Origin of the sequence: Cellulosimicrobium sp. TH-20 (assembly GCF_002105775.1) — a bacterium.
Lineage (GTDB): Bacteria > Actinomycetota > Actinomycetes > Actinomycetales > Cellulomonadaceae > Cellulosimicrobium > Cellulosimicrobium funkei.
In genome coordinates this window covers 1,448,876-1,466,750 of sequence record NZ_CP020857.1, presented here as the reverse complement: position 1 = coordinate 1,466,750, position 17,875 = coordinate 1,448,876, and the positions used below count along the sequence as shown (strand labels likewise).

The 17,875-nt window shown below is 75.0% G+C and carries 22 protein-coding genes and 1 riboswitch; of the genes, 14 read left to right on the top strand and 8 right to left on the bottom strand.

What is annotated here, in order from left to right:
- Nucleotides 1–42: 42 nt before the first annotated feature.
- Complete coding sequence (locus tag B8281_RS06540) at nucleotides 43–966, bottom strand: LLM class F420-dependent oxidoreductase (RefSeq protein WP_031315298.1); 924 nt, start codon at nucleotides 964–966, stop codon at nucleotides 43–45.
- Nucleotides 967–1,121: 155 nt separating this feature from the next.
- A complete protein-coding gene (locus B8281_RS06535; protein ID WP_021480414.1) occupies nucleotides 1,122–1,421 on the bottom strand; it encodes a Dabb family protein in 300 nt (99 codons plus the stop codon).
- A gap of 49 nt (nucleotides 1,422–1,470) precedes the next feature.
- Between B8281_RS06535 and B8281_RS06530 the strand changes: the two genes are divergently transcribed.
- Both B8281_RS06530 and B8281_RS06525 read left to right on the top strand, forming a co-directional pair.
- Nucleotides 1,471–1,917, top strand: coding sequence for a hypothetical protein (locus B8281_RS06530; RefSeq protein WP_043652274.1), 447 nt, complete (start codon nucleotides 1,471–1,473; stop codon nucleotides 1,915–1,917).
- 10 nt (nucleotides 1,918–1,927) lie between these two features.
- Nucleotides 1,928–2,821: an LLM class flavin-dependent oxidoreductase gene (locus tag B8281_RS06525; RefSeq protein ID WP_085387285.1), complete on the top strand. Its 894-nt coding sequence runs from the start codon at nucleotides 1,928–1,930 to the stop codon at nucleotides 2,819–2,821.
- A 30-nt stretch (nucleotides 2,822–2,851) separates the two neighbouring features.
- Here the strand turns inward: B8281_RS06525 and B8281_RS06520 are convergent, their stop codons facing one another.
- Nucleotides 2,852–3,145 carry a hypothetical protein gene (locus B8281_RS06520; protein ID WP_157446597.1) on the bottom strand — a complete coding sequence of 98 codons (294 nt, stop codon included), beginning with the start codon at nucleotides 3,143–3,145 and terminating at the stop codon, nucleotides 2,852–2,854.
- A 136-nt stretch (nucleotides 3,146–3,281) separates the two neighbouring features.
- Between B8281_RS06520 and B8281_RS19455 the strand changes: the two genes are divergently transcribed.
- Nucleotides 3,282–3,482: a DUF2510 domain-containing protein gene (locus tag B8281_RS19455; protein WP_021482786.1), complete on the top strand. Its 201-nt coding sequence runs from the start codon at nucleotides 3,282–3,284 to the stop codon at nucleotides 3,480–3,482.
- A gap of 36 nt (nucleotides 3,483–3,518) precedes the next feature.
- Here B8281_RS19455 and B8281_RS06510 read toward each other — a convergent pair whose 3' ends face one another.
- Together B8281_RS06510 and B8281_RS06505 are read right to left on the bottom strand one after the other, a co-directional pair.
- On the bottom strand, nucleotides 3,519–4,118 hold the full coding sequence (locus tag B8281_RS06510) for a dihydrofolate reductase family protein (protein WP_085387282.1): 600 nt from the start codon (nucleotides 4,116–4,118) through the stop codon (nucleotides 3,519–3,521).
- A gap of 103 nt (nucleotides 4,119–4,221) precedes the next feature.
- Entirely contained in the window at nucleotides 4,222–6,057 is a 1,836-nt protein-coding gene (locus B8281_RS06505; protein WP_085387281.1) for an ABC transporter ATP-binding protein, read from the bottom strand.
- A 154-nt stretch (nucleotides 6,058–6,211) separates the two neighbouring features.
- Here B8281_RS06505 and B8281_RS06500 point away from each other — a divergent pair, with 154 nt between their 5' ends.
- The 3 genes from B8281_RS06500 (at nucleotide 6,212) to B8281_RS20025 (ending at nucleotide 7,629) form a co-directional block, all read left to right on the top strand.
- Nucleotides 6,212–6,847: a TetR/AcrR family transcriptional regulator gene (locus tag B8281_RS06500; protein WP_157446596.1), complete on the top strand. Its 636-nt coding sequence runs from the start codon at nucleotides 6,212–6,214 to the stop codon at nucleotides 6,845–6,847.
- On the top strand, nucleotides 6,844–7,131 hold the full coding sequence (locus B8281_RS06495) for a hypothetical protein (RefSeq protein ID WP_232322700.1): 288 nt from the start codon (nucleotides 6,844–6,846) through the stop codon (nucleotides 7,129–7,131). The genes B8281_RS06500 and B8281_RS06495 overlap by 4 nt, the downstream gene beginning before the upstream one ends.
- A 237-nt stretch (nucleotides 7,132–7,368) precedes the next feature.
- Nucleotides 7,369–7,629, top strand: a complete 261-nt coding sequence (locus B8281_RS20025) for a hypothetical protein (protein ID WP_061268988.1) — start codon at nucleotides 7,369–7,371, stop codon at nucleotides 7,627–7,629.
- A 168-nt stretch (nucleotides 7,630–7,797) separates the two neighbouring features.
- Here B8281_RS20025 and B8281_RS06485 read toward each other — a convergent pair whose 3' ends face one another.
- Entirely contained in the window at nucleotides 7,798–8,259 is a 462-nt protein-coding gene (locus tag B8281_RS06485; protein WP_085387279.1) for an MOSC domain-containing protein, read from the bottom strand.
- Between the two features lie 83 nt (nucleotides 8,260–8,342).
- On the opposite strand from B8281_RS06485, the gene B8281_RS06480 reads away from it, so the two are divergent.
- From B8281_RS06480 to B8281_RS19955, 5 genes are all read left to right on the top strand, one after another.
- Nucleotides 8,343–9,101 (top strand): TetR/AcrR family transcriptional regulator, encoded by a 759-nt coding sequence (locus B8281_RS06480; RefSeq protein ID WP_085387278.1) that lies wholly within the window; start codon nucleotides 8,343–8,345, stop codon nucleotides 9,099–9,101.
- 182 nt (nucleotides 9,102–9,283) lie between these two features.
- A riboswitch (FMN riboswitch) is annotated at nucleotides 9,284–9,409 on the top strand.
- 149 nt (nucleotides 9,410–9,558) lie between these two features.
- A complete protein-coding gene (pnuC, locus tag B8281_RS06475) occupies nucleotides 9,559–10,269 on the top strand; it encodes a nicotinamide riboside transporter PnuC (protein WP_051027656.1) in 711 nt (236 codons plus the stop codon).
- Between the two features lie 166 nt (nucleotides 10,270–10,435).
- Nucleotides 10,436–11,677 carry an acyl-CoA dehydrogenase family protein gene (locus tag B8281_RS06470; RefSeq protein ID WP_043652250.1) on the top strand — a complete coding sequence of 414 codons (1,242 nt, stop codon included), beginning with the start codon at nucleotides 10,436–10,438 and terminating at the stop codon, nucleotides 11,675–11,677.
- 130 nt (nucleotides 11,678–11,807) lie between these two features.
- Entirely contained in the window at nucleotides 11,808–13,019 is a 1,212-nt protein-coding gene (locus tag B8281_RS06465) for an acetyl-CoA C-acyltransferase (protein ID WP_085387277.1), read from the top strand.
- A gap of 195 nt (nucleotides 13,020–13,214) precedes the next feature.
- Nucleotides 13,215–13,343 carry a hypothetical protein gene (locus B8281_RS19955; protein ID WP_255179672.1) on the top strand — a complete coding sequence of 43 codons (129 nt, stop codon included), beginning with the start codon at nucleotides 13,215–13,217 and terminating at the stop codon, nucleotides 13,341–13,343.
- A 44-nt stretch (nucleotides 13,344–13,387) separates the two neighbouring features.
- Here the strand turns inward: B8281_RS19955 and B8281_RS06460 are convergent, their stop codons facing one another.
- Nucleotides 13,388–13,885, bottom strand: a complete 498-nt coding sequence (locus tag B8281_RS06460; RefSeq protein ID WP_085387276.1) for an NUDIX domain-containing protein — start codon at nucleotides 13,883–13,885, stop codon at nucleotides 13,388–13,390.
- 161 nt (nucleotides 13,886–14,046) lie between these two features.
- Between B8281_RS06460 and B8281_RS06455 the strand changes: the two genes are divergently transcribed.
- From B8281_RS06455 to B8281_RS06445, 3 genes are read left to right on the top strand one after another with little or no spacing between them, the layout of a single operon-like run.
- A complete protein-coding gene (locus B8281_RS06455) occupies nucleotides 14,047–14,442 on the top strand; it encodes a RidA family protein (RefSeq protein ID WP_085387275.1) in 396 nt (131 codons plus the stop codon).
- Between the two features lie 55 nt (nucleotides 14,443–14,497).
- Complete coding sequence (locus tag B8281_RS06450) at nucleotides 14,498–15,196, top strand: phosphatase PAP2 family protein (protein ID WP_157446595.1); 699 nt, start codon at nucleotides 14,498–14,500, stop codon at nucleotides 15,194–15,196.
- Nucleotides 15,196–15,891: a phosphatase PAP2 family protein gene (locus tag B8281_RS06445; RefSeq protein ID WP_085387274.1), complete on the top strand. Its 696-nt coding sequence runs from the start codon at nucleotides 15,196–15,198 to the stop codon at nucleotides 15,889–15,891. Before B8281_RS06450 ends, B8281_RS06445 begins: the two co-directional genes overlap by 1 nt.
- A 143-nt stretch (nucleotides 15,892–16,034) precedes the next feature.
- On the opposite strand, the gene B8281_RS06440 is transcribed toward B8281_RS06445, so the two are convergent.
- Entirely contained in the window at nucleotides 16,035–17,777 is a 1,743-nt protein-coding gene (locus tag B8281_RS06440) for a glycosyl hydrolase family 18 protein (RefSeq protein ID WP_085387273.1), read from the bottom strand.
- Nucleotides 17,778–17,875 lie beyond the last annotated feature (98 nt).

The window sequence follows — 17,875 nt, the reverse complement described above, 5'->3', positions numbered from 1 at the left end:
ACGTCACGGCGGTGTTTCCGGGGCGACCCGTGGGCGCCGACGTCACGGCAGCTGCGGCACGACCTCGCTCGCGACGAGCTCCAGGTGGTCGAGGTCGTGCAGGTCGAGCACCTGGAGGTAGAAGCGCGTCGCGCCCTGCTCCGCGGCGGCCGCGATCTTGTCCGCGACCTCGCCGACCGTGCCGGCCAGGCCGTTGCGGCGGACCTCGTCGGGCTCGCGCCCGATCGCGTCGGCCCGACGGCGGAACTCCGCCTCGTCCTTGCCCACCGCGACGACGAACGCCGCCGAGTACACGAGCGAGTCGGGGTCGCGGTCGGCGTCGAGGCACGCGGCGCGCACGTTCTCGAACCGGTCGGGCAGGACGCCCGGGTCGGGGAACGCCGCGTTGAACTCGCTGGCGTACCGGGCCGCGAGCGCCGGGGTGCGCCGGGGCCCGTGTCCGCCGACGATCACCGGGACGCGCTCCTGGGCGGGCTTCGGCAGGGCCGGGGAGTCCGTGAGCGTGTAGTGCTCGCCGCTGAACGAGAACGTCTCGCCGACCGGCGTCTCCCACAGCCCGGTGATCACCGCGAGCTGCTCCTCGAGGATCCCGAACCGCTTCTCCGGGAACGGGATGCCGTACGCCTCGTGCTCACGGGCGTACCAGCCCGCGCCGAGGCCGAGCTCGACGCGGCCGCCCGACATCTGGTCGACCTGCGCGACCTGGATCGCGAGCACGCCGGGGTGGCGGAACGTCGCCGACGACACGAGCGTGCCGAGCCGGATGCGGCTCGTCTCGCGGGCGAGGCCGGCGAGCGTCGTCCAGGCGTCGGTCGGGCCGGGCAGCCCGTCGCCGTCGCCCATGACGAGGTAGTGGTCGGAGCGGAAGAAGGCGTCGAAACCGAGGTCCTCGGTGGCCTTCGCGACAGCGAGGAGGTCGTCGTACGACGCGCCCTGCTGGGGCTCGGTGAAGATGCGCAGGTCGATCTGGGTCATGCCGTCACCCTGCCACACCGCGCGCCCGCCCCCGCCCGCACGACGCCCTTCCGCGAGGTAGGACGTGCGGTCGCGAACGAGGACGCGCAGAGCTCTACCTCGCGCCCGGACGTCCTACCTCGCTGGTCACGGCGGACGCGGTGCGGTCAGTCCGCCAGAGGGACGAGGTCGAGCTCCTGGAACTCCGCGACCTCGGGGATCCACCGCTCAGCGACGAAGCGGCGGTGGTCCGGGTGGGCGTCGTACGCGGCGTACGCGGCGTCGTCGTCGAACACCATGGAGAACTGGAACGTCAGCGGGCTCTTCGGGCTCACCTGGCGCGAGACGGTGAAGTCCCGGACGCCCGGGACCCCGGTGAGCGTCGTGCGGGCGGTGCCGAGGAACTCGGCCTCCTCCGCGCTGCCGGCGGGGTGGACGAGGCGGAAGGCAACGGTGTGCTGGATCACCTCGCCACGGTAGACGGGGCACGTGACCGGCGCCCGCTAGTCTCGCCGCGTGCGCATCCTCTGGCGTGACCTCGCGAGGTCCTTCGACGAGAGCGTCGAGGGGCGCCTGCCGGACGGGTTCGTGCGCGGCAGCCGGGCGTCCGACGGCGCGCGGCTCGTCGAGCGGTACCGCGCGCTCGGCTGGTCCGTCGAGCGGGACGGCCGGCCGTGGGACGGTGGCGCACTCCACCGCGCCGCGGACCACGCGCTCCCGACGGCCTTCGTCCGCCTCGCCCCCGGCGTCTCCGTCAACCTGTTCCTGTGGCCCGACGACGAGATCGCCTTCGACGTCGACGCCCGGGAGATCCACGACCAGCACACCCTCGACGCGGTCTGCCGCTTCCTCGCGCAGACGGGCCGGGCGCTCGCCACGGACGTCGACCTGTGCCCGGAGGGGACGACCACGCCGTTCCTGCGATACACCCGGCAGGCGGACAGCGTGGGCCGCTGTCCCTAGGCTGGCGACCATGCGCGTGAGCACCGTGATCCTGCCGATCTACCCGTGGCGCGAGGGCCGGGACGTGTGGCGGTCCGCCGACGACCTCGGGTTCCACGCTGCCTACACGTACGACCACCTGTCGTGGCGGTCGTTCCGCGACGGCCCGTGGTTCGGCGCGGTCCCGACGCTCGCCGCCGCGGCGGGCGTCACCGAGCGGGTGCGGCTGGGCACGCTCGTGTCCTCGCCGAACTTCCGCGAGCCGGTGACGTTCGCGAAGGACGTCATGACGCTCGACGACCTGTCGGGCGGGCGCGTGACCGTCGGCCTGGGCGCGGGGACGACGGGCTTCGACGCGACGGTCCTCGGCGGCGAGCCGTGGTCGGCCCGGGAGCGCGCCGACCGGCTGCGCGACTTCACGATCCTGCTCGACCGCCTGCTCACCGAGCCCGCCGTCACGCACGACGAGGGTCACTACCGGGCGCACGAGGCGCGGACCATCCCCGGCCCGGTCCAGTCGCCCCGGGTGCCCTTCGCGATCGCCGCGACCGGCCCGCGCGGGCTGCGGCTCGCCGCGCGCTACGGGCAGGCGTGGGTGACGACGGGCGACGGCCGCCTCGGGGACGACGCGACCCCGGCGCAGTCGCGTGCCGCCGTCCGCGACCAGGTGGAGCGGCTCGACGCCGCCTGCCGCGACGCCGGTCGCGACCCGGCGTCGGTGGAGCGCATCCTGCTCACGGGCTTCACGCCCGACCCCGCGCTGGAGTCGGTCGACGCGTTCGTCGAGACGGCGCACGGGTACGCGGAGGCCGGCATCACGGAGATCGTCGTCCACCGGCCCATCCCGGGCACCCAGTTCGCGGCCGACGAGCGCGTGTTCGAGCAGATCGCGACCGACGGCGCCGCGCAGGTCGCCCAGCTGTAGGGCGCGGGCCGTCACGCCTCGGGTGACGGGCTAGAACAGGACGTCGAGCACGAACCGGACCGGGGCCGTCACCGTCTCCCACAGCACACGCCCGGCCGACCTCTGCTCGAGGCGCGCCAGGCGCGCGGAGAAGACGGCGGCGGCGATCCCCCCGAGGACCGCGGCACCCAGGCAGACGCCCACGAGCCACGGCGGCAGGTCGACCAGGTAGCCGACGAGCGACAGCACGGCGGCGACCCCGCCCAGCACGAGGCTGACCACGAGGCCCCACGCCCCGACCGGGTCGAGCTCGGGGCCGCTGCGCGCCTCCGGGGTGTCCTCCACGCGCACAGTGTGCCGCACCTCCTCCCCGTCCTCCCGCTCGGGTGGAACCTCTCGGGGCGTCGCTGCGTGTCAGAGACAGAGGGCCCGCGACACATGTCGTGCGAGGGCTCACCGGACCGGGACGCGAGGAGGCGACGTGCGCAAGGCACCGGCGGGGTGGTACGCGGACGCACCGGGCTCGGGGAGCGAGCGCTGGTACGACGGCGCGGCGTGGACCGACCGGACGCGCGAGCGCCGGGCGCGGGACGACGTCGGCCCGTGGCGGCGGGTCGTCGTGCTCGGATCGGTGGTCGTGCTGGTCGTCGCGGCGCCGCTCCTCCTCGCCGTGCTCGGCTGAGTCCCCTGCCGGGACAGCCGCCCGCCGGGAGACGCGTCAGCCGAGCGGCCCCCGCACGCGGTAGGTCACGTGGGTCACCTGGGACGCCGCCCGCACGGCGACGGTCTCGAGCGCGAGGGGCGGGACGCCGTCGAGCACGCGGTCGCCGTGGCCGAGGACCTGGGGCACGACGTGCAGCCGGAGCTCGTCGAGCAGCCCCGCCGCGATCACCTGGTTGATGGTCGCGGCCCCGCCCGCGATCGCGACGTCCCGGTCCCCCGCGGCCTCCCGCGCCTGCGCGACGGCTGACGCGACGCCGTCGGTGACGAAGAAGAACGTCGTCCCGCCCTCCAGGACGAGCGGCTCGCGCGGGTGGTGCGTGAGCACGAACACCGGCGCGTGGTACGGCGGCTCCGGGCCCCACCAGCCCTGCCAGTCCGGGTCCCACTCCCCTCGCCCGGGCGTGAACATGTTCCTGCCCATGACGAACGCCCCCGCGTCGACGATCGCGGCGATCTCCGCCGCGTTCTCGTCGGCGGTCTCGACCATCCACCGATGCAGGTCCACGCCCGCGCCGAACGGGTGCTCCAGCGTCTGGTCGGGGCGCGAGGAGTACCCGTCCACCGACACCGCCACGTCGCACGTCACGTTCCCCATGCCGCCCTCACCCTCCGCGGCCCGCGTGCGCCGCGGCCGCCGTCGTCCGTCCTGACGACACGTCCGACCGCGGGCGGGCGCGGAACTCATCGCCGCACCCGGGTCAGCGCGGTGCGGGGGCCTCCTCGGTGGCGATGCGGAGGGCGGCGACGAGCTCGCGGTAGAGCTCGTCGGTCGCGAGGAGCTGGGGGTGCGTGCCGCGCGCGCGGACGCGGCCGTCCTCCATGACGAGGATGACGTCGGCGTCGATGACCGTGGACAGGCGGTGCGCGATGGTCACGACGGCGCGGTCGCGGGCCAGGTCCTCGATGACGGCGTGCACGGCCGCCTCGGTGAGCCCGTCGACCTGGGCGGTGGCCTCGTCGAGGAGCAGCACGTCGGGCGCGTGCAGGACGGCGCGCGCGAGGGCGACGCGCTGGCGCTCGCCACCCGAGACGGTCGTCCCGACGAGCGACGTGTCGAGGCCGTCGGGCAGCGAGCGCACCTTGGCGTCGAGACGCACCTGCGCGAGCGCCGCCCACATCGCCTTCTCGGTCGCGGCGGGGTCGGAGAGGCGCAGGTTCTCGCGGATGGTGCCCGGCACGACGGGGGTCTCCTGCTCGACGTACGCGAAGCGGCGCCGCACGTCGTCGAACGTGAGGTCGTCGTAGGGCACGCCGTCGAGGAGGATCCGCCCCGACTCGGGCTGCAGGAAGCGCAGCAGGAGCGAGAAGGTCGTGGTCTTGCCCGCCCCGGACGGGCCGACGATCGCGACCTGCCCGCGCGCGGGCACGTCGAGGTCGAGGTCGCGCACCACGGGCTCGCCGCCCGGCAGGTAGCGCGCGGTGACGCCGCGCAGCGACAGCCGCGGCGCGTCGTGCGGGGCCGCCGTGCCCGACGCCGCGCCCACCCCGGCCGGACGACGCGCGGCGGGGTCGTCGTCCTCCTCCGGCTCGATGGCCTGGACCTCGCGGATCCGCCCCGCGGCCGCGATGCCGGCCTGGAGCTGGGTGACGTTCATGGTCAGGCCCGTGACAGGCTCGACGATCTGGAACGCGTAGAGCAGGAACGCGACGAGGCTCGACACGGCCAGGAGCCCCTGGTCCACGCGCCAGGCGCCGAGCGCGAGGATGACGATGATCGCGAGCTGGATGCCGCCCCCGGCGATGCTCCAGGCGACCGCCTCGGTCCGCACGGCCCGCACGCTGTGGCGCGCGGAGTCCTGCGCGTCGTCGAGCACGCGGTCGATCTGGCGGCCCTCCGCGCGGCTCGCCTTGATGGTGCGGATCGCGCGCAGCCCGCCCTCGAGCGTGCCGCCCAGGCTGCCGAGCGACTCCTGCGCCTTCTCCTGCGCCTTCGCGATGCGGGGCATGAGGGCGCCCACGAGGACGCCGATGGCGACGATCGCCCCGAGGGTCGTGCCGAGCAGGACGAGGTCGAGCACGCCCATGAGGACGACCGTCCCGACCAGGGACACCGCCAGGTTCACGAGGTTGACCAGGCTCGACGACGCCGCCTCGCGCAGTAGCACCGTGTCGGACGTGACGCGCGTGACGAGCTCGCCCGTCGGACGGCCGGTGAGCGCGCCGATCCGCGCGCGGAAGAAGCGCCGCACCATGGACGACCGCGCGTCGAGCACCACGCGCTCGGCGAGCGTGCCGAGCAGGACCCACTGCCACAGCCCGAGCACGAGCCCGACGACGAGCAGCCCGACGAGCGTGAGCACGGCCGGGGTCAGCGACTCCCCCGTGCCGAGCGTGTCGAGCACCCACTTGGTGACCATCGGCGTCGCGAGGGTCGCGGCCGTCGTCCCGAGACCGAGCACGAGGCCGAGCAGCAGGGTCCGGCGGTGCGGGCGGACGAACTGCCACAGCACCGCGAGGCGCGGGAGGAACGGGCCCCGAGGGGTGGCGTCGCGAGGAGCGGGTGGGGCCTCGGGCGTGGTGGAGGTCGGGGACATGTCGTCAACCATGGTTGACATCCTCTCTCGCGTCAACCGTCGTTGACGCGGCGCGGGAGGTCGTGCGCCGGGGCGCTCGACGCCCCTAGTGGAACATGGGTGTTCCATCCGTGACAAGCGGCGTTCCGTCACGGCGCGGGCTATCGTGGGCCGCGTGACGGCACGAACGAGCGCGCGGAGCACCCCCGCGGCCACGCCCTCCCGAGCGGCTCCCGACGCGCCGCCCACGAGCGGCACCCGCACCCGGACCCGCCGCGCGATCCTCGACGCGGCCGTCTCGGTGCTCAGCACGGACAAGTCCGCGTCGCTCGGCGACGTCGCGCAGGCCGCCCAGGTGGGCCGCACGACCCTGCACCGCTACTTCCCCGAGCGTGCCGACCTCGTCGAGGCGATCGGTGCCGAGACCGTCGAGCGCACGCGCGCGGCGATCGCCGCCGCGCGGCTCGACGACGGACCCCCGGCCTCCGCGCTGCGCCGCCTCGCCTTCGAGTACTTCGACCTCGGCCCCTGGTACATGGTGCTGTTCACCGAGCTCGCCGACGCCGAGTCCGCGTTCTGGGCCGAGTCCGAGCAGGCCGAGGAGCCGGTGCGGGAGATGCTGCGCCGCGGGCAGGAGGCCGGCGTCGTCGACGACCAGCTCAGCGTGGCGTGGATCGTCCGCACCCTGTGGTGGATGCTCTTCAACGCGTGGTCCATGGCCGACGACGGCGAGATCTCGCGCGCCGACGCGCTCCGCATGGCCGTCCGCAGCATCGAGGGCGTCGCCCTCACGCGCGAGGCCCGCGCATGAGCGTCAGCCCGGGGCCGGCACCCCGCCCCGGCCTCGGCGAGCGGCTGCGCCGCTGGTGGCAGCGGGCCGACGACGTCCGGAGCGGCGTGCGCTGGGCGAGCGTCGCGACCGTGCTCGGCGGGATCGTCGTCGCGGTCGTGTGCCTCGTGCTCGTGCTGCGCGGCCGCGTCTGGGCGTGGGTCCCGCTGGTGGTCGCCGCGGCCGTCGCGCTGCGCGAGGTCCGCTACCTGCAGCGCGCCGCCCGGGGCGGCCGGCCCCGGTACCAGGAGAACGCCCCGCGCTGACCGCCGGGCGGTCGCTCGTCCGGGCCGCCGTGCGGTCGGCCGTGGGGTCGCCCGTGCGGCCGGCGGTGCGAGAGCGTGCACCTCGCGGGCCACGAGGACCACGCACTCGTCATCCGGAGGTCGCACCCCGGCGGGCCGCAGGATCCACCGGACGGGCGACGCGCCCGGGGTGCGCCGCGGGACAGACTGTCGGTACGGCGCCGGTCAGCGGCGCCGGCCAACCTCCGGAGGCGCACCGTGACCCCCACCCCCGCCCGGGACACCGCGTTCCCCGCCCACGACGGCGCACCCGAGCAGCCGTCCGCCCGCGCGGCCGCGCGCGGCCTGCGCTTCACCGCGCGCCGCGCGTCCCGGGCCCGACGGCGGGGCGCGGCCCCCGCGCGTCGGCCTGCCGTCCCCCCGGTCGAGCGGGCGAACGGCTGGGTCGTCGCGCTGGCCGTGGCCGCAGGAGCCGTGCTCTTCTCGACCCTCGCGATGAAGGCGTTCCTCGGCGGCTGACCCTCGGTCCGGCGCCCGCGGCCCGCGCACCAGGGATCTCGCCGACGCCCGCGGTCTCACCCGCCCCAGCCGTCGACGCGGGGCCACCACGGGTCTACCGTCGAAGCACGGGCGCCGCTGCCGACGGCACGCGCCCGGCCACCGTAGGGCCGGAGGCCGCCCCGGGGCTCAGGCCCCGCCGGCGGCCGCCTCGTCCCACACCACGACGTCGCCCGCCCGGACCGTGCCGGACGACAGCAGCCGGCACACGACGCCGCCCCGCGCGTGCATCGCGCGCATCGCGCCGGGCGCGATCCAGTCGTCGAGCAGCCGGCACGGCGCGGCGATCCGGAGCACCTGGAGCTCGACGTCCCCGATCCGCAGGAACGACCCCGGCTTCGTGGGCAGGTCGCCGTGGGTGAGCGTGACGTTGCGCCGGGTGAGACCGGGGTCGATCTCCTGCCCGAGGTCCGCGGAGGCCGCCGCGAGGTCGGTGAGCGTCTGGATCGTCACGTGCCGGTGCTTCGACCCGTGGTACCGGTCGCCGACGAGGCCCTTGCCCTCCTCCGCCTCGACCGACGCGACGACCCGCGTCGGCAGCCGACGGGCCTTCGCGACGTGGATCGCGTGCACGCGAGGCTGGTCCGGCATGGCCCCAGCCTCGCACCCGGCGCCGCCCCAGGGCCACCGCCCCGGGCCGGGCGAGCGCCGGGTACCGGTGTACCGTCCGGTGCATGACCGACGTCCGCAGCCGCACCCATGCCCAGGCCGTCGACGCAGCGATCGAGCTCTTCACCCGCAAGGGGTACGAGCAGACGACCGTCGAGGAGATCGCCGACGCCGCCCAGGTCAGCCGCGCCACCTTCTTCCGCCGCTACGGGTCCAAGGAGGACGTGGTCTTCGCGGACCACGAGCTCCTGCTCGACGAGGTCGTCGTCATGCTCGCCGCGACGCGGCCCGTGCCCGACGCCGAGGGGCACCTCACGCCCGACCCGACGGTCGACCCGTACCTCGAGGTGTGCCGCGCGGCGCGGCTGGTGTTCGACCACCACGTCGGTCAGCGCAAGACGTCCCTGGCCCGCTGGCAGCTCCTCCAGCAGGTGCCGGCGCTGCGCGACCGCGAGCTCGTCACGACCCACCGCTACGAGCGCGCGTTCACCGCGTACCTGCGCGACGCGCTCCCGCCGGACGAGCGCCGCTCGACGGCGTCCATCGCGTTCGCGGCGTCCGTCGTCGCCGTGCACAACGCGCTCCTGCGCCGGTGGTTGCGCTCCCCCGAGCAGGACCTGCGCCCCCAGCTCGAGGAGGCGTTCGCGGACCTGCGCCGTGCCGCCGTCGGCCGGTACGCCGCGCCAGACGCCGCCGCCCAGGAGCGCAGCGGGGACGGCGTGCCCGCGGCGCGCCGCGTCGTCGTGACCGTGGTGGACGCGGACGCGGACGCGCAGGGCGTCGCGGACGACGTCGCGCGCGCCGTCCGCGACGCCCTGGCCTGACCCCTCCCGCCCCGCCCCGCCGAGCAGGTGGTCCTGGTTCGTCTGCGCCCGCGGACGGACCAGGACCACCTGCTCGGCGGCGCAGGGTCGCATCGTGTTTCAGTCCGTGGGACGGTGCGGTGCGAGTCCCGTGCCCGGGGAATGCGCGAGTAGCATCGGCGGTTGCAGAACGCAGTACGCACGAACGTGCTCCGGGGTCGGTGCAATTCCGAGCCGGCGGTGACAGTCCGCGACCCGCGCCCACGCGCGGTTGACCTGGTGGAACTCCAGGACCGACGGTGACAGTCCGGATGGGAGGAAGCACGTGCGGCGCGGCCGTCCTCGGCCGGGCTCTCGCGAGCCCGCGCGACGGGGCGCGGTCTCGCCGTGGTGAGCGACGCCGTCGGGCCCTCGTGGCCCGGCCCGGCCGCCCGCCCTCACCCCGGAGCGCCCGTGCCCGGGAGGACGAGGACATCCGATGGACCTGATCCACGCGCTGTTCGACGCGCAGCTGACGATCGGCGACCAGCATCTGCTGTGGCGCGAGATCGTGGGCAACGGGTTCGGCCTGGCGTCGGCGCTGGGCGGCATGCGGCGCAAGGTGTGGGCGTGGCCCGTGGGCATCGTCGGCAACCTGCTGCTGCTCACGGTGTTCCTCGGCGCGGTGTTCGCGACGCCCAACCCCGTCAACCTGCTCGGCCAGGCGGGCCGCCAGGTGATGTTCGTCGTCGTGTCGGTCTACGGGTGGGTGCAGTGGCGCAAGACCCAGGCGCGGCTCGGTGACGCCGACGCGGACAGCCACGGCGTCGCCGTCGTGCCGCGCTGGGCGTCGTGGCGCCAGCGCGTGTTCCTCGTCGTCGCGCTCGTCGGCGGCACAGCCCTCCTGACCCCGGTCTTCCGCGCGCTCGAGTCGTACGAGCCCGTCTGGGCCGACGCGTGGATCTTCATGGGCTCGCTGCTCGCGACGTACGGCATGGCGAAGGGCTGGGTCGAGTTCTGGCTCATCTGGGTCGCCGTGGACGTCGTGGGCGTGCCCCTGCTGATCTCGGCCGGCTTCTACGCGTCCGCGTTCATGTACGTGTTCTACGGCGCGTTCACGCTCGTCGGGTTCTTCGTGTGGTGGCGCGTCAACCGCCGCGCGGCCGCCGCTGCCGAGGCGGACGCCGCGGCGGCGGGCGCGCCCGCCTGACCCGCCGGTCACCCGACCCAACCCAACACCGATACCCCGTCTCGATTGACTGAGACGGGGTATCGCTGCACTATGGGAGGGACCGCCGCCGACGCCGGGCCCGCACCCCGGGCAACCGCGTCGAGGACGGTCGACCGACCGCAGCCGCCCTCCCAGGGGAGCACCGATGCCCACCACCCCGATCATGCCCGGCGTCACCGAGCCCACCTACGACCTCGCGACCCCGCTCGACCTCGACTACGCCGGCGCGTTCGCCGACGCGACCGAGGAGGACCGCGCCCACCTGCAGCGCGTCCGGCAGTTCGTCCAGGACGAGGTGCTGCCCGTCATCGACGACTACTGGGAGCGCGCCGAGGTCCCGTTCGACCTCGTCAAGCGCATGGGCGAGCTCGACCTGCTGCGTGACGGCGTCGACGTCGACGGTCGTCCGCACGTGAGCCAGCTCGCCGCCGGCCTCGCCGCCATGGAGATGTCGCGGGGCGACGGCTCCGTCGCGACGATCTGCGGCGTCCAGGGCGGTCTCGCGCTGCGCAGCATCCAGATGCTCGGCTCCGACGAGCAGCGGGCGAAGTACGCCGAGCCCATGGCGCGCGGGGAGATCCTCGGCGCGTTCGCGCTCACCGAGCCCACCCACGGCTCGGACTCCGTCTCGCTCGAGACGACGGCGCGCAAGGAGACGCGCGACGGCGTCGAGGGCTACGTGCTGAACGGCGAGAAGAAGTGGATCGGCAACGGGTCGTCGGGCCACGTCACGGTCGTGTGGGCGCGCCTCGTCGGCGACGACGGCGACGGCCAGGTCCACGGGTTCGTCGTGCCGCAGGACACCCCGGGCTACACGGGCACGACCATCACCGGCAAGGTGTCGCTCCGCGCGATCTGGCAGGCGCACGTCGTGCTCGACGACGTGTTCGTCCCCGCCGAGAACGCCCTGCCGGGCGCGCGGTCGTTCAAGGACACCTCGCGCGTGCTCTTCGCGACGCGCCTCGGGGTGGCGTGGGCCGCCGTCGGGCACGCGGTCGCGTGCTACGAGGCCGCGGTCGCGTACGCGAAGCAGCGCGTCCAGTTCGGGCGCCCGCTCGCCGCGAACCAGATGGTGCAGGAGCGCCTCACGCGGATGCTCTCGACGATCACGCAGCTCCAGCTCCTCGTCGCGCAGATGACGCGGCTCGACGAGGCGGGGACGCTCACCGGCCCGCAGGCGTCGCTCGCGAAGTACACGTGCACCCGCGGGGCGCGCGAGGTCGCGGCGAGCGCGCGCGACCTGCTCGGCGGCAACGGGATCCTGCTCCAGAACCGCGTCGCGCGGCACTTCGCCGACATCGAGGCCCTGCACACGTACGAGGGCACCGAATCGGTCCAGGCGCTCATCGTCGGGCGCGACATCACGGGCGTCTCCGCGTTCGTCTGACGGTCCCGAGGGCGCATGCCCTCCCCCGCTCCCCGGCGCCGCTCGCCCCTCCTCGCGGCGCCGGGGCTCCTGTTCGCCCCGTCTCCTCGCCCTCCCGGATCGGAGTCCCATGAGCACCGACGCCAGCCCCATGCCCGACGCCGCCGCCGTCACCCCCGAGGACGAGGTCACCCCGGTCCTCCTGCACGGCGCGCGCACCCCGTTCGCGCGCTTCCGCGGCGCGCTCGCCTCGCTCTCGGCGGCCGAGCTCGGCGCGCACGCGATCCGCGGCGCGCTCGCGGCCGCGGGCGTCGCGCCGGAGCAGGTCGACACGGTGATCGTCGGGCAGGTCGTGCAGGCGGGCGCCAAGCAGGGCCCCGCGCGCCAGGCCGCGATCCTCGCGGGCCTCGGCTGGGACGTGCCCACCGTGACGATCAACAAGCTGTGCCTCTCGGGCCTCACCGCGATCATCGACGCGGCCCGGCTGGTCCGCACGGGCGAGGCGAGCGTCGTCGTCGCGGGTGGCCAGGAGTCCATGACGAACGCGCCGCACCTCGTCGTCGGGTCGCGCTCCGGGTTCGCGTTCGGGGACGTGACGATGGCCGACTCGCTCACGCACGACGGGCTGAACGACCCGTTCAGCGGCGAGGTCATGGGCGAGCTCACCGACCGCGGCTGCGCGACGCGCGGCATCGGCCGCCCCGAGCAGGACGCGTTCGCGCTGCGCTCGCACCAGCGGGCCGCCGCGGCGCGCGACGCCGGGCGGCTCGCCGAGGAGATCGCCCCCGTCGAGGTGCCGCAGCGGCGGGGCGAGCCGGTCGTCGTCGAGCACGACGAGGGCGTGCGCGCCGACACGACGCTCGAGGCCCTGGAGCGCCTGCGCCCGGCCTTCGTGCGGGACGGGACCATCACCGCCGGGTCGAGCTCGCCCCTGTCCGACGGCGCGGCGGCGGTCGTCGTCGCGAGCCGCGCCTTCGCGAAGCGCAACGGCCTGCCGTGGCTCGCCGAGATCGGCGCGGCGGGCCAGGTCGCGGGGCCCGACAACTCGCTGCACTCCCAGCCGGCGCGAGCCATCGAGGCCGCTGTGAAGCGCGAGGGGATCGCCGCGGCGGACCTCGACCTCGTGGAGATCAACGAGGCGTTCGCCGCCGTCGCGCTGCAGTCGGTCGCGGACCTCGGCATCGACGCGGACGTGGTCAACGCCGACGGCGGCGCCATCGCGCTCGGCCACCCGGTCGGCGCGTCGGGCGCTCGGCTCGCGCTGCACCTCGCGCTCGCGCTCCGTCGCCGCGGGGGCGGCGTCGGCGCGGCGGCGCTGTGCGGCGGCGGCGGTCAGGGGGACGCGCTCGTCCTGCGCGTCTGACCCTCCGGGCGGGCCCCCGTCGGGGCTCCGCCGCGCGAGCCGACCAACCCTGGTGCACGATGCTGCACCAGGGTTGGCGCGTTTCGGCCGCCGCGGTGTGACGCAGATCGCGCCACGACGGCCGGGTTTCGCGTCATGGATCGCGTCTGACGTGGTCCCTCTCCCTGGAACCGCCCCCCCCACGAGAGGACCGTCATGACCACCGTGACCGACGCAGCCCGCCGTACCGCGAGCCGTGCGCGCCGCTCGCACCTGTCCGCCGTCGCCGTCGCGCTCGTCGGGCTCGCCGCAGGCTTCGCCGCGGCGCCCTACCTGCTCGGCTGACGCCTCCCGCTCGACGAGCCCGGGACCGCGGTCCCGGGCTCTCGTCATGCCCTGGTCGCCTCGTTCGCCGCGGGCTCGCGCGCGAGCAGCTCCTCCAGCCGGTCGAGCAGCGGGACCTGGCCCGCGACCACGAGCCCGCGGGCGCGCGCGAGCGCGAACCAGCCGGCCCGGTCGAGCTCCGGGAACTCCTGCATGCGTCCCGAGCGCGGCGGCCACTCCAGCGCGAACGTGTTGCTCGCGATCGTCGTGACGTCGAGGTCCGCCTCCCGCGCCCACGCCGCGACGAGCTTGCCCGCGCGCTGGCGCACCGTGCCGAGGTCGAGGTCCGGTGCCGCGCCGGCGGGAGCCGGGACGCCGAGCTCCTCGGCGAACTCGCGCAGCGCCGCCGCGTGCTCGTCCTCCCCCGGCTCCACCTCGCCCTTGGGGATCGTCCACCCGCCCGCGTCCTTGCGCGCCCACAGCGGGCCCCCCATGTGCCCGAGGAGCACCTCGACGACGTCGGCACGGAACCGGTAGAGCACGAGCCCTGCTGACTGCTTCACCCCTCCTTCCTACACAGCCGACGCCGGACCGGCCCGTCGGGGCCGCGCGGACCACCCGCCGAGGGCGTCTCGGGGTCGTGTCCGGGGGCCTGTCGGGGGTCTGTCGGCGGCACGGCGTAGCGTCGGCAGCACCAGGACCGGGACCGCAGAAGGGGACGACCATGGCCACGCAGAGCGTCACGCACCTCAACCCGCCCGGGCTGCACCGCAACCCCGCGTTCTCGCAGGGCACCATCGTCGAGACGAGCCGCACGCTCTACGTCGGCGGGCAGAACGGCACGGACGCCGCGGGCGCGATCGTCGAGGGCGGCATCGCGGCCCAGACGGCGCAGGCGCTGCGCAACGTCCTCGCCGTGCTGGCCGAGGCAGGCGCCGGGCCAGAGGACGTCGCGCGGCTCGCCGTCTACCTCGACCCCGAGGCCGACCTCATGGAGGGCTTCGCCGCCGTCGGCGAGGTCTGGGGCCCGCACCCCGCCGCCGTGACCGTCCTGCGGGTCGGGATCGGGCGGCCGGGCGCGCTCGTCGAGATCGAGGCGGTCGCGGCGCTCCCCGCCTGACGCGAGGCACCCGCTCCCGCGCGCGACGTCACGGGGGTGCCGCTACTGTCCGGGGGTGCCAGCCGACCGGACCCCGTACCGCGCCCTGTGGCGGGCGGCGGCGTACGGGGTCGCGGCCTCGCTCCCCGTGCTCGCGCTCGCCTGGCTCGTGCGCGCGGAGTCGGGGGTCGTCGTCGACGCCGACCGCGCCGCCGTCGCCGCGGCGACGCGGTTCGCCGGCGAGCGCCCCGCGCTCGAGCGCGCGCTCCTCGTGGGGCAGGAGGCGCTCGCCGCGCGGTGGATGAACCTCGCCGCGATGGGCGTGTGCGTCTGGGCGTGGCGACGCCACGGGCTCGGGTCGCGCGCGGCCTGGGCGGCCGGGACGATCTGGGGCGCGTGGGCTCTCGGCCTCGGCGCGAAGGAGGTCGTCGGCCGCGCGCGGCCCGTCCTCGAGGACGCCGTGTCGACCGTGCCGGGCGCGAGCTTCCCCTCCGGGCACGCGATGAACGCGGCGGCCGTCGGGGTGACGCTCAGCGTGCTCGTCTGGCCGCTGCTCGGGCGGCGAGGCCGCGTCGCGGTGGTCGGCGGTGCGACGGCGCTCGCCCTCGTCACCGCGGCCGACCGCGTGCTGCTCGGCGCGCACTACCCGTCCGACGTCGTCGGCGGGATCCTCCTCGGCGGCGCGGTCGCGGGGGCGTCCGCCGTCGGCTACCACGGGTGGACCGCCGCGCGGTCCGGCCGTCCCTCCGGTGACACTCCCAGGAACGAGGTCTGATGCAACCCTTCGTGCACCGCTACGAGCTGGACACGACCCGCCCCACGGCGAAGGAGGTGCTGCGCGACGTCGGTCTGCGGGCGTTCCTCCCGGGGGCGGTGCTGTGGGTGGTCATCGTCGCGACGGGCTTCCTCGTCACCGGACCGCTCGGCGACCTGCCGGGCGAGGTCGCGGTCAACCGGTGGTTCGAGCAACGGCGCACGCCGTTCTGGGACACCGTCACCGACGTGCTCTCCCTCATCGGCACGACCGAGTTCATCATCGGCGGCACGCTGCTCACCGTCGCGCTCGTGTGGTGGCGCACCCGGCAGTGGTGGTTCGCCCTCGTGCCCGCGCTCGCCGTCGCACTGCAGGCGCTGATCTTCCTCACGTCGTCGATCGTCGTGGGGCGCGAGCGGCCCGACGTCTCGCGGCTCGACGAGGCGCCCCCGACGTCCAGCTTCCCCTCGGGGCACACGGGCGCGTCGGCGGCGTTCTACCTGACGCTCGCCCTGCTCGCGCAGCGCATCACGAACCCGGTCCTGCGCGTCGTCGTGACGGTGCTGTGCTGCCTCGTGCCGCTCGGCGTGGGGCTCTCGCGGCTCTACCGCGGCGCCCACGGGCCGGCGGACGTCGTCGTGGGGCTCCTCAACGGCATCGTGTGCTGCGTCCTCGCGTGGCACTATCTGCGCCGCGACCTGCGTTCGAAGCGCTGAGACCCCGGGGGGACGCGCTCCCGGCACCCCGTCGGCGCCGCTCTCCCCCACCACGACGACGGCGGGCCCGGTCCGAAGACCGGGCCCGCCGTCGTCGTGCGGGGGCGGTCCGGGCGCGCGCGGCACCCGGACCAGCCGTCAGCTCAGGCGCACAGACCCACCGGGTCCCACGAGCCCCACGTCACGGAACCGGGGAGCTCGCCCTTCGTCCACCACTGGGCCGTGTAGTTCACGCCGGCGCGGGACACGGTCTGGCCGCCGGTGTAGACGGCCTCGCGCGACCAGGCCGGGGCGCAGACCGCCGCCTCGACCTCGGGCGCGGTGCCGCAGGGGCCGATCTTCTTCCAGGCGTTGCTGGCACCCGGCTCCTGGTTGCGGGTCCACCACTGGGCCTTGTACTCCGAGCCCTCGTGCGAGACGACCTCACCACCGGTGTAGACGCCGGTGCCGTACCAGGGCACCGCGCACTCCTCGGCCACGCCGGGACCGGGGGTCGCCGCGCGCAGCGTCGAGCCCAGGGCGTCGCCGAGCTCGTTGCGGTAGTCGCCGGAGAGGTCCCACCACATCGCGCCGCCGTAGCCCTGCGTCGCGACGAACTCGGCCTTCGCCGTCACGGACGCCGGGTCGTCGTAGCTCCACCACTGGTCGCCGTTGTACAGCCAGCTCGCGCCGATCTTCGGGTCGAAGAACTTCTTCCCGCCGAACGAGCGCAGCTCGGCGTACGTCTTCGTGCCGACGTACCCGGCGGCGGGCTGCCAGCCCTTCGTGCCGTCCTTGACGCCGTACCAGCCGTGGCCGTAGGCCGCGAGGCCCGCGTTGATCTGCGACGGGTCCGCGCCCGCCTTCACGTACATGCCGAGCGCGCCGTCGAGGCCGAGGCCCCAGTTCTCCGCGCCGTCGGGGTGCAGGTTGCCCTGGTGGCCCGTCTTGTTCGGGACCCAGCCGCCGTGGAAGTCGTAGCCCTGGACGTTGAGGAAGTCCACGACCGCGAACAGGCGCGGGTCGAGCCAGCCGCCCTGGCCGGCGTTCCAGCCGCCCGCGGGCGCGAACGCCGTCAGCAGGTAGTCCTGGCCCGTCGTCGCGCCGCGCGCGTCGAGCTCGGCACGGAACTCCTCCATGAGGAGCAGGAAGTTCTCCTTGTCCTCCGGGCGGACGTTCGCCGTCTCGCCACCGGTGACCGGCCACTCCCAGTCGATGTCGATGCCGTCGAAGATGCCGGCCGCGACGCCGGGGCCGCCCTTGCCGTCGACGACCGGCAGGTTGCCGTCGATGTAGAGGTCGAGGCACGAGTCGACGAGCCGCGTACGACCCTCGGCCGTGGACGCCGCCTCGGAGAAGTTGTCCGACCAGGTCCAGCCGCCGAGGGAGACGAGGATCTTCGTCTCCGGGCTGACGGCCTTGAGCTTCTTGAGCTGGTTGAAGTTGCCGGCGAGCTTCTGGCCCGGCTTGTCGGCCTTGCCATCGACGGAGTCCGCGGCGGGCACCTCCGCGACGAAGTCGTTGAGGGGGTCGCCCTCGCCGGGGACGTCGGCGATGTCGCACACCAGGTCGGTCGTGACGTTGCCGAACGCGTAGTTGATGTGGGTGAGGTCCTCGATCGCTCCGGTGCGCACGAGGTCGGCCACGTGGAAGTCGCGGGTGACGCGCGAGTCGGCCATGACGTAGCCGACGCTGCGGAACCCGTTGATGTCCGACGGCCCGGCGACGGAGGCCGCCGGCTTGGCCGTGGGCTGGGGCGCCGCCGCGGCGGGCGACGCGAAGGTGGCGGCCGTGAGGGCGAGCGCCCCGACGACGGCGGAGGCCGCGACCACGCGCGAGCGCGCTGGCGAGGTCCTGGCGAGCGAGCGGCCGGGGGCAGCCGCGCTGGGTGTCGATCGATCGGTCATGAAGGCCTCGTTGCTCTTCGGCCCGGGCTGGGGATCCCGGGATTTGTTCGGTCTCCTGCAAGATACCCGCGCGCGTCCCCGTCACGCCAGGGTCCGAA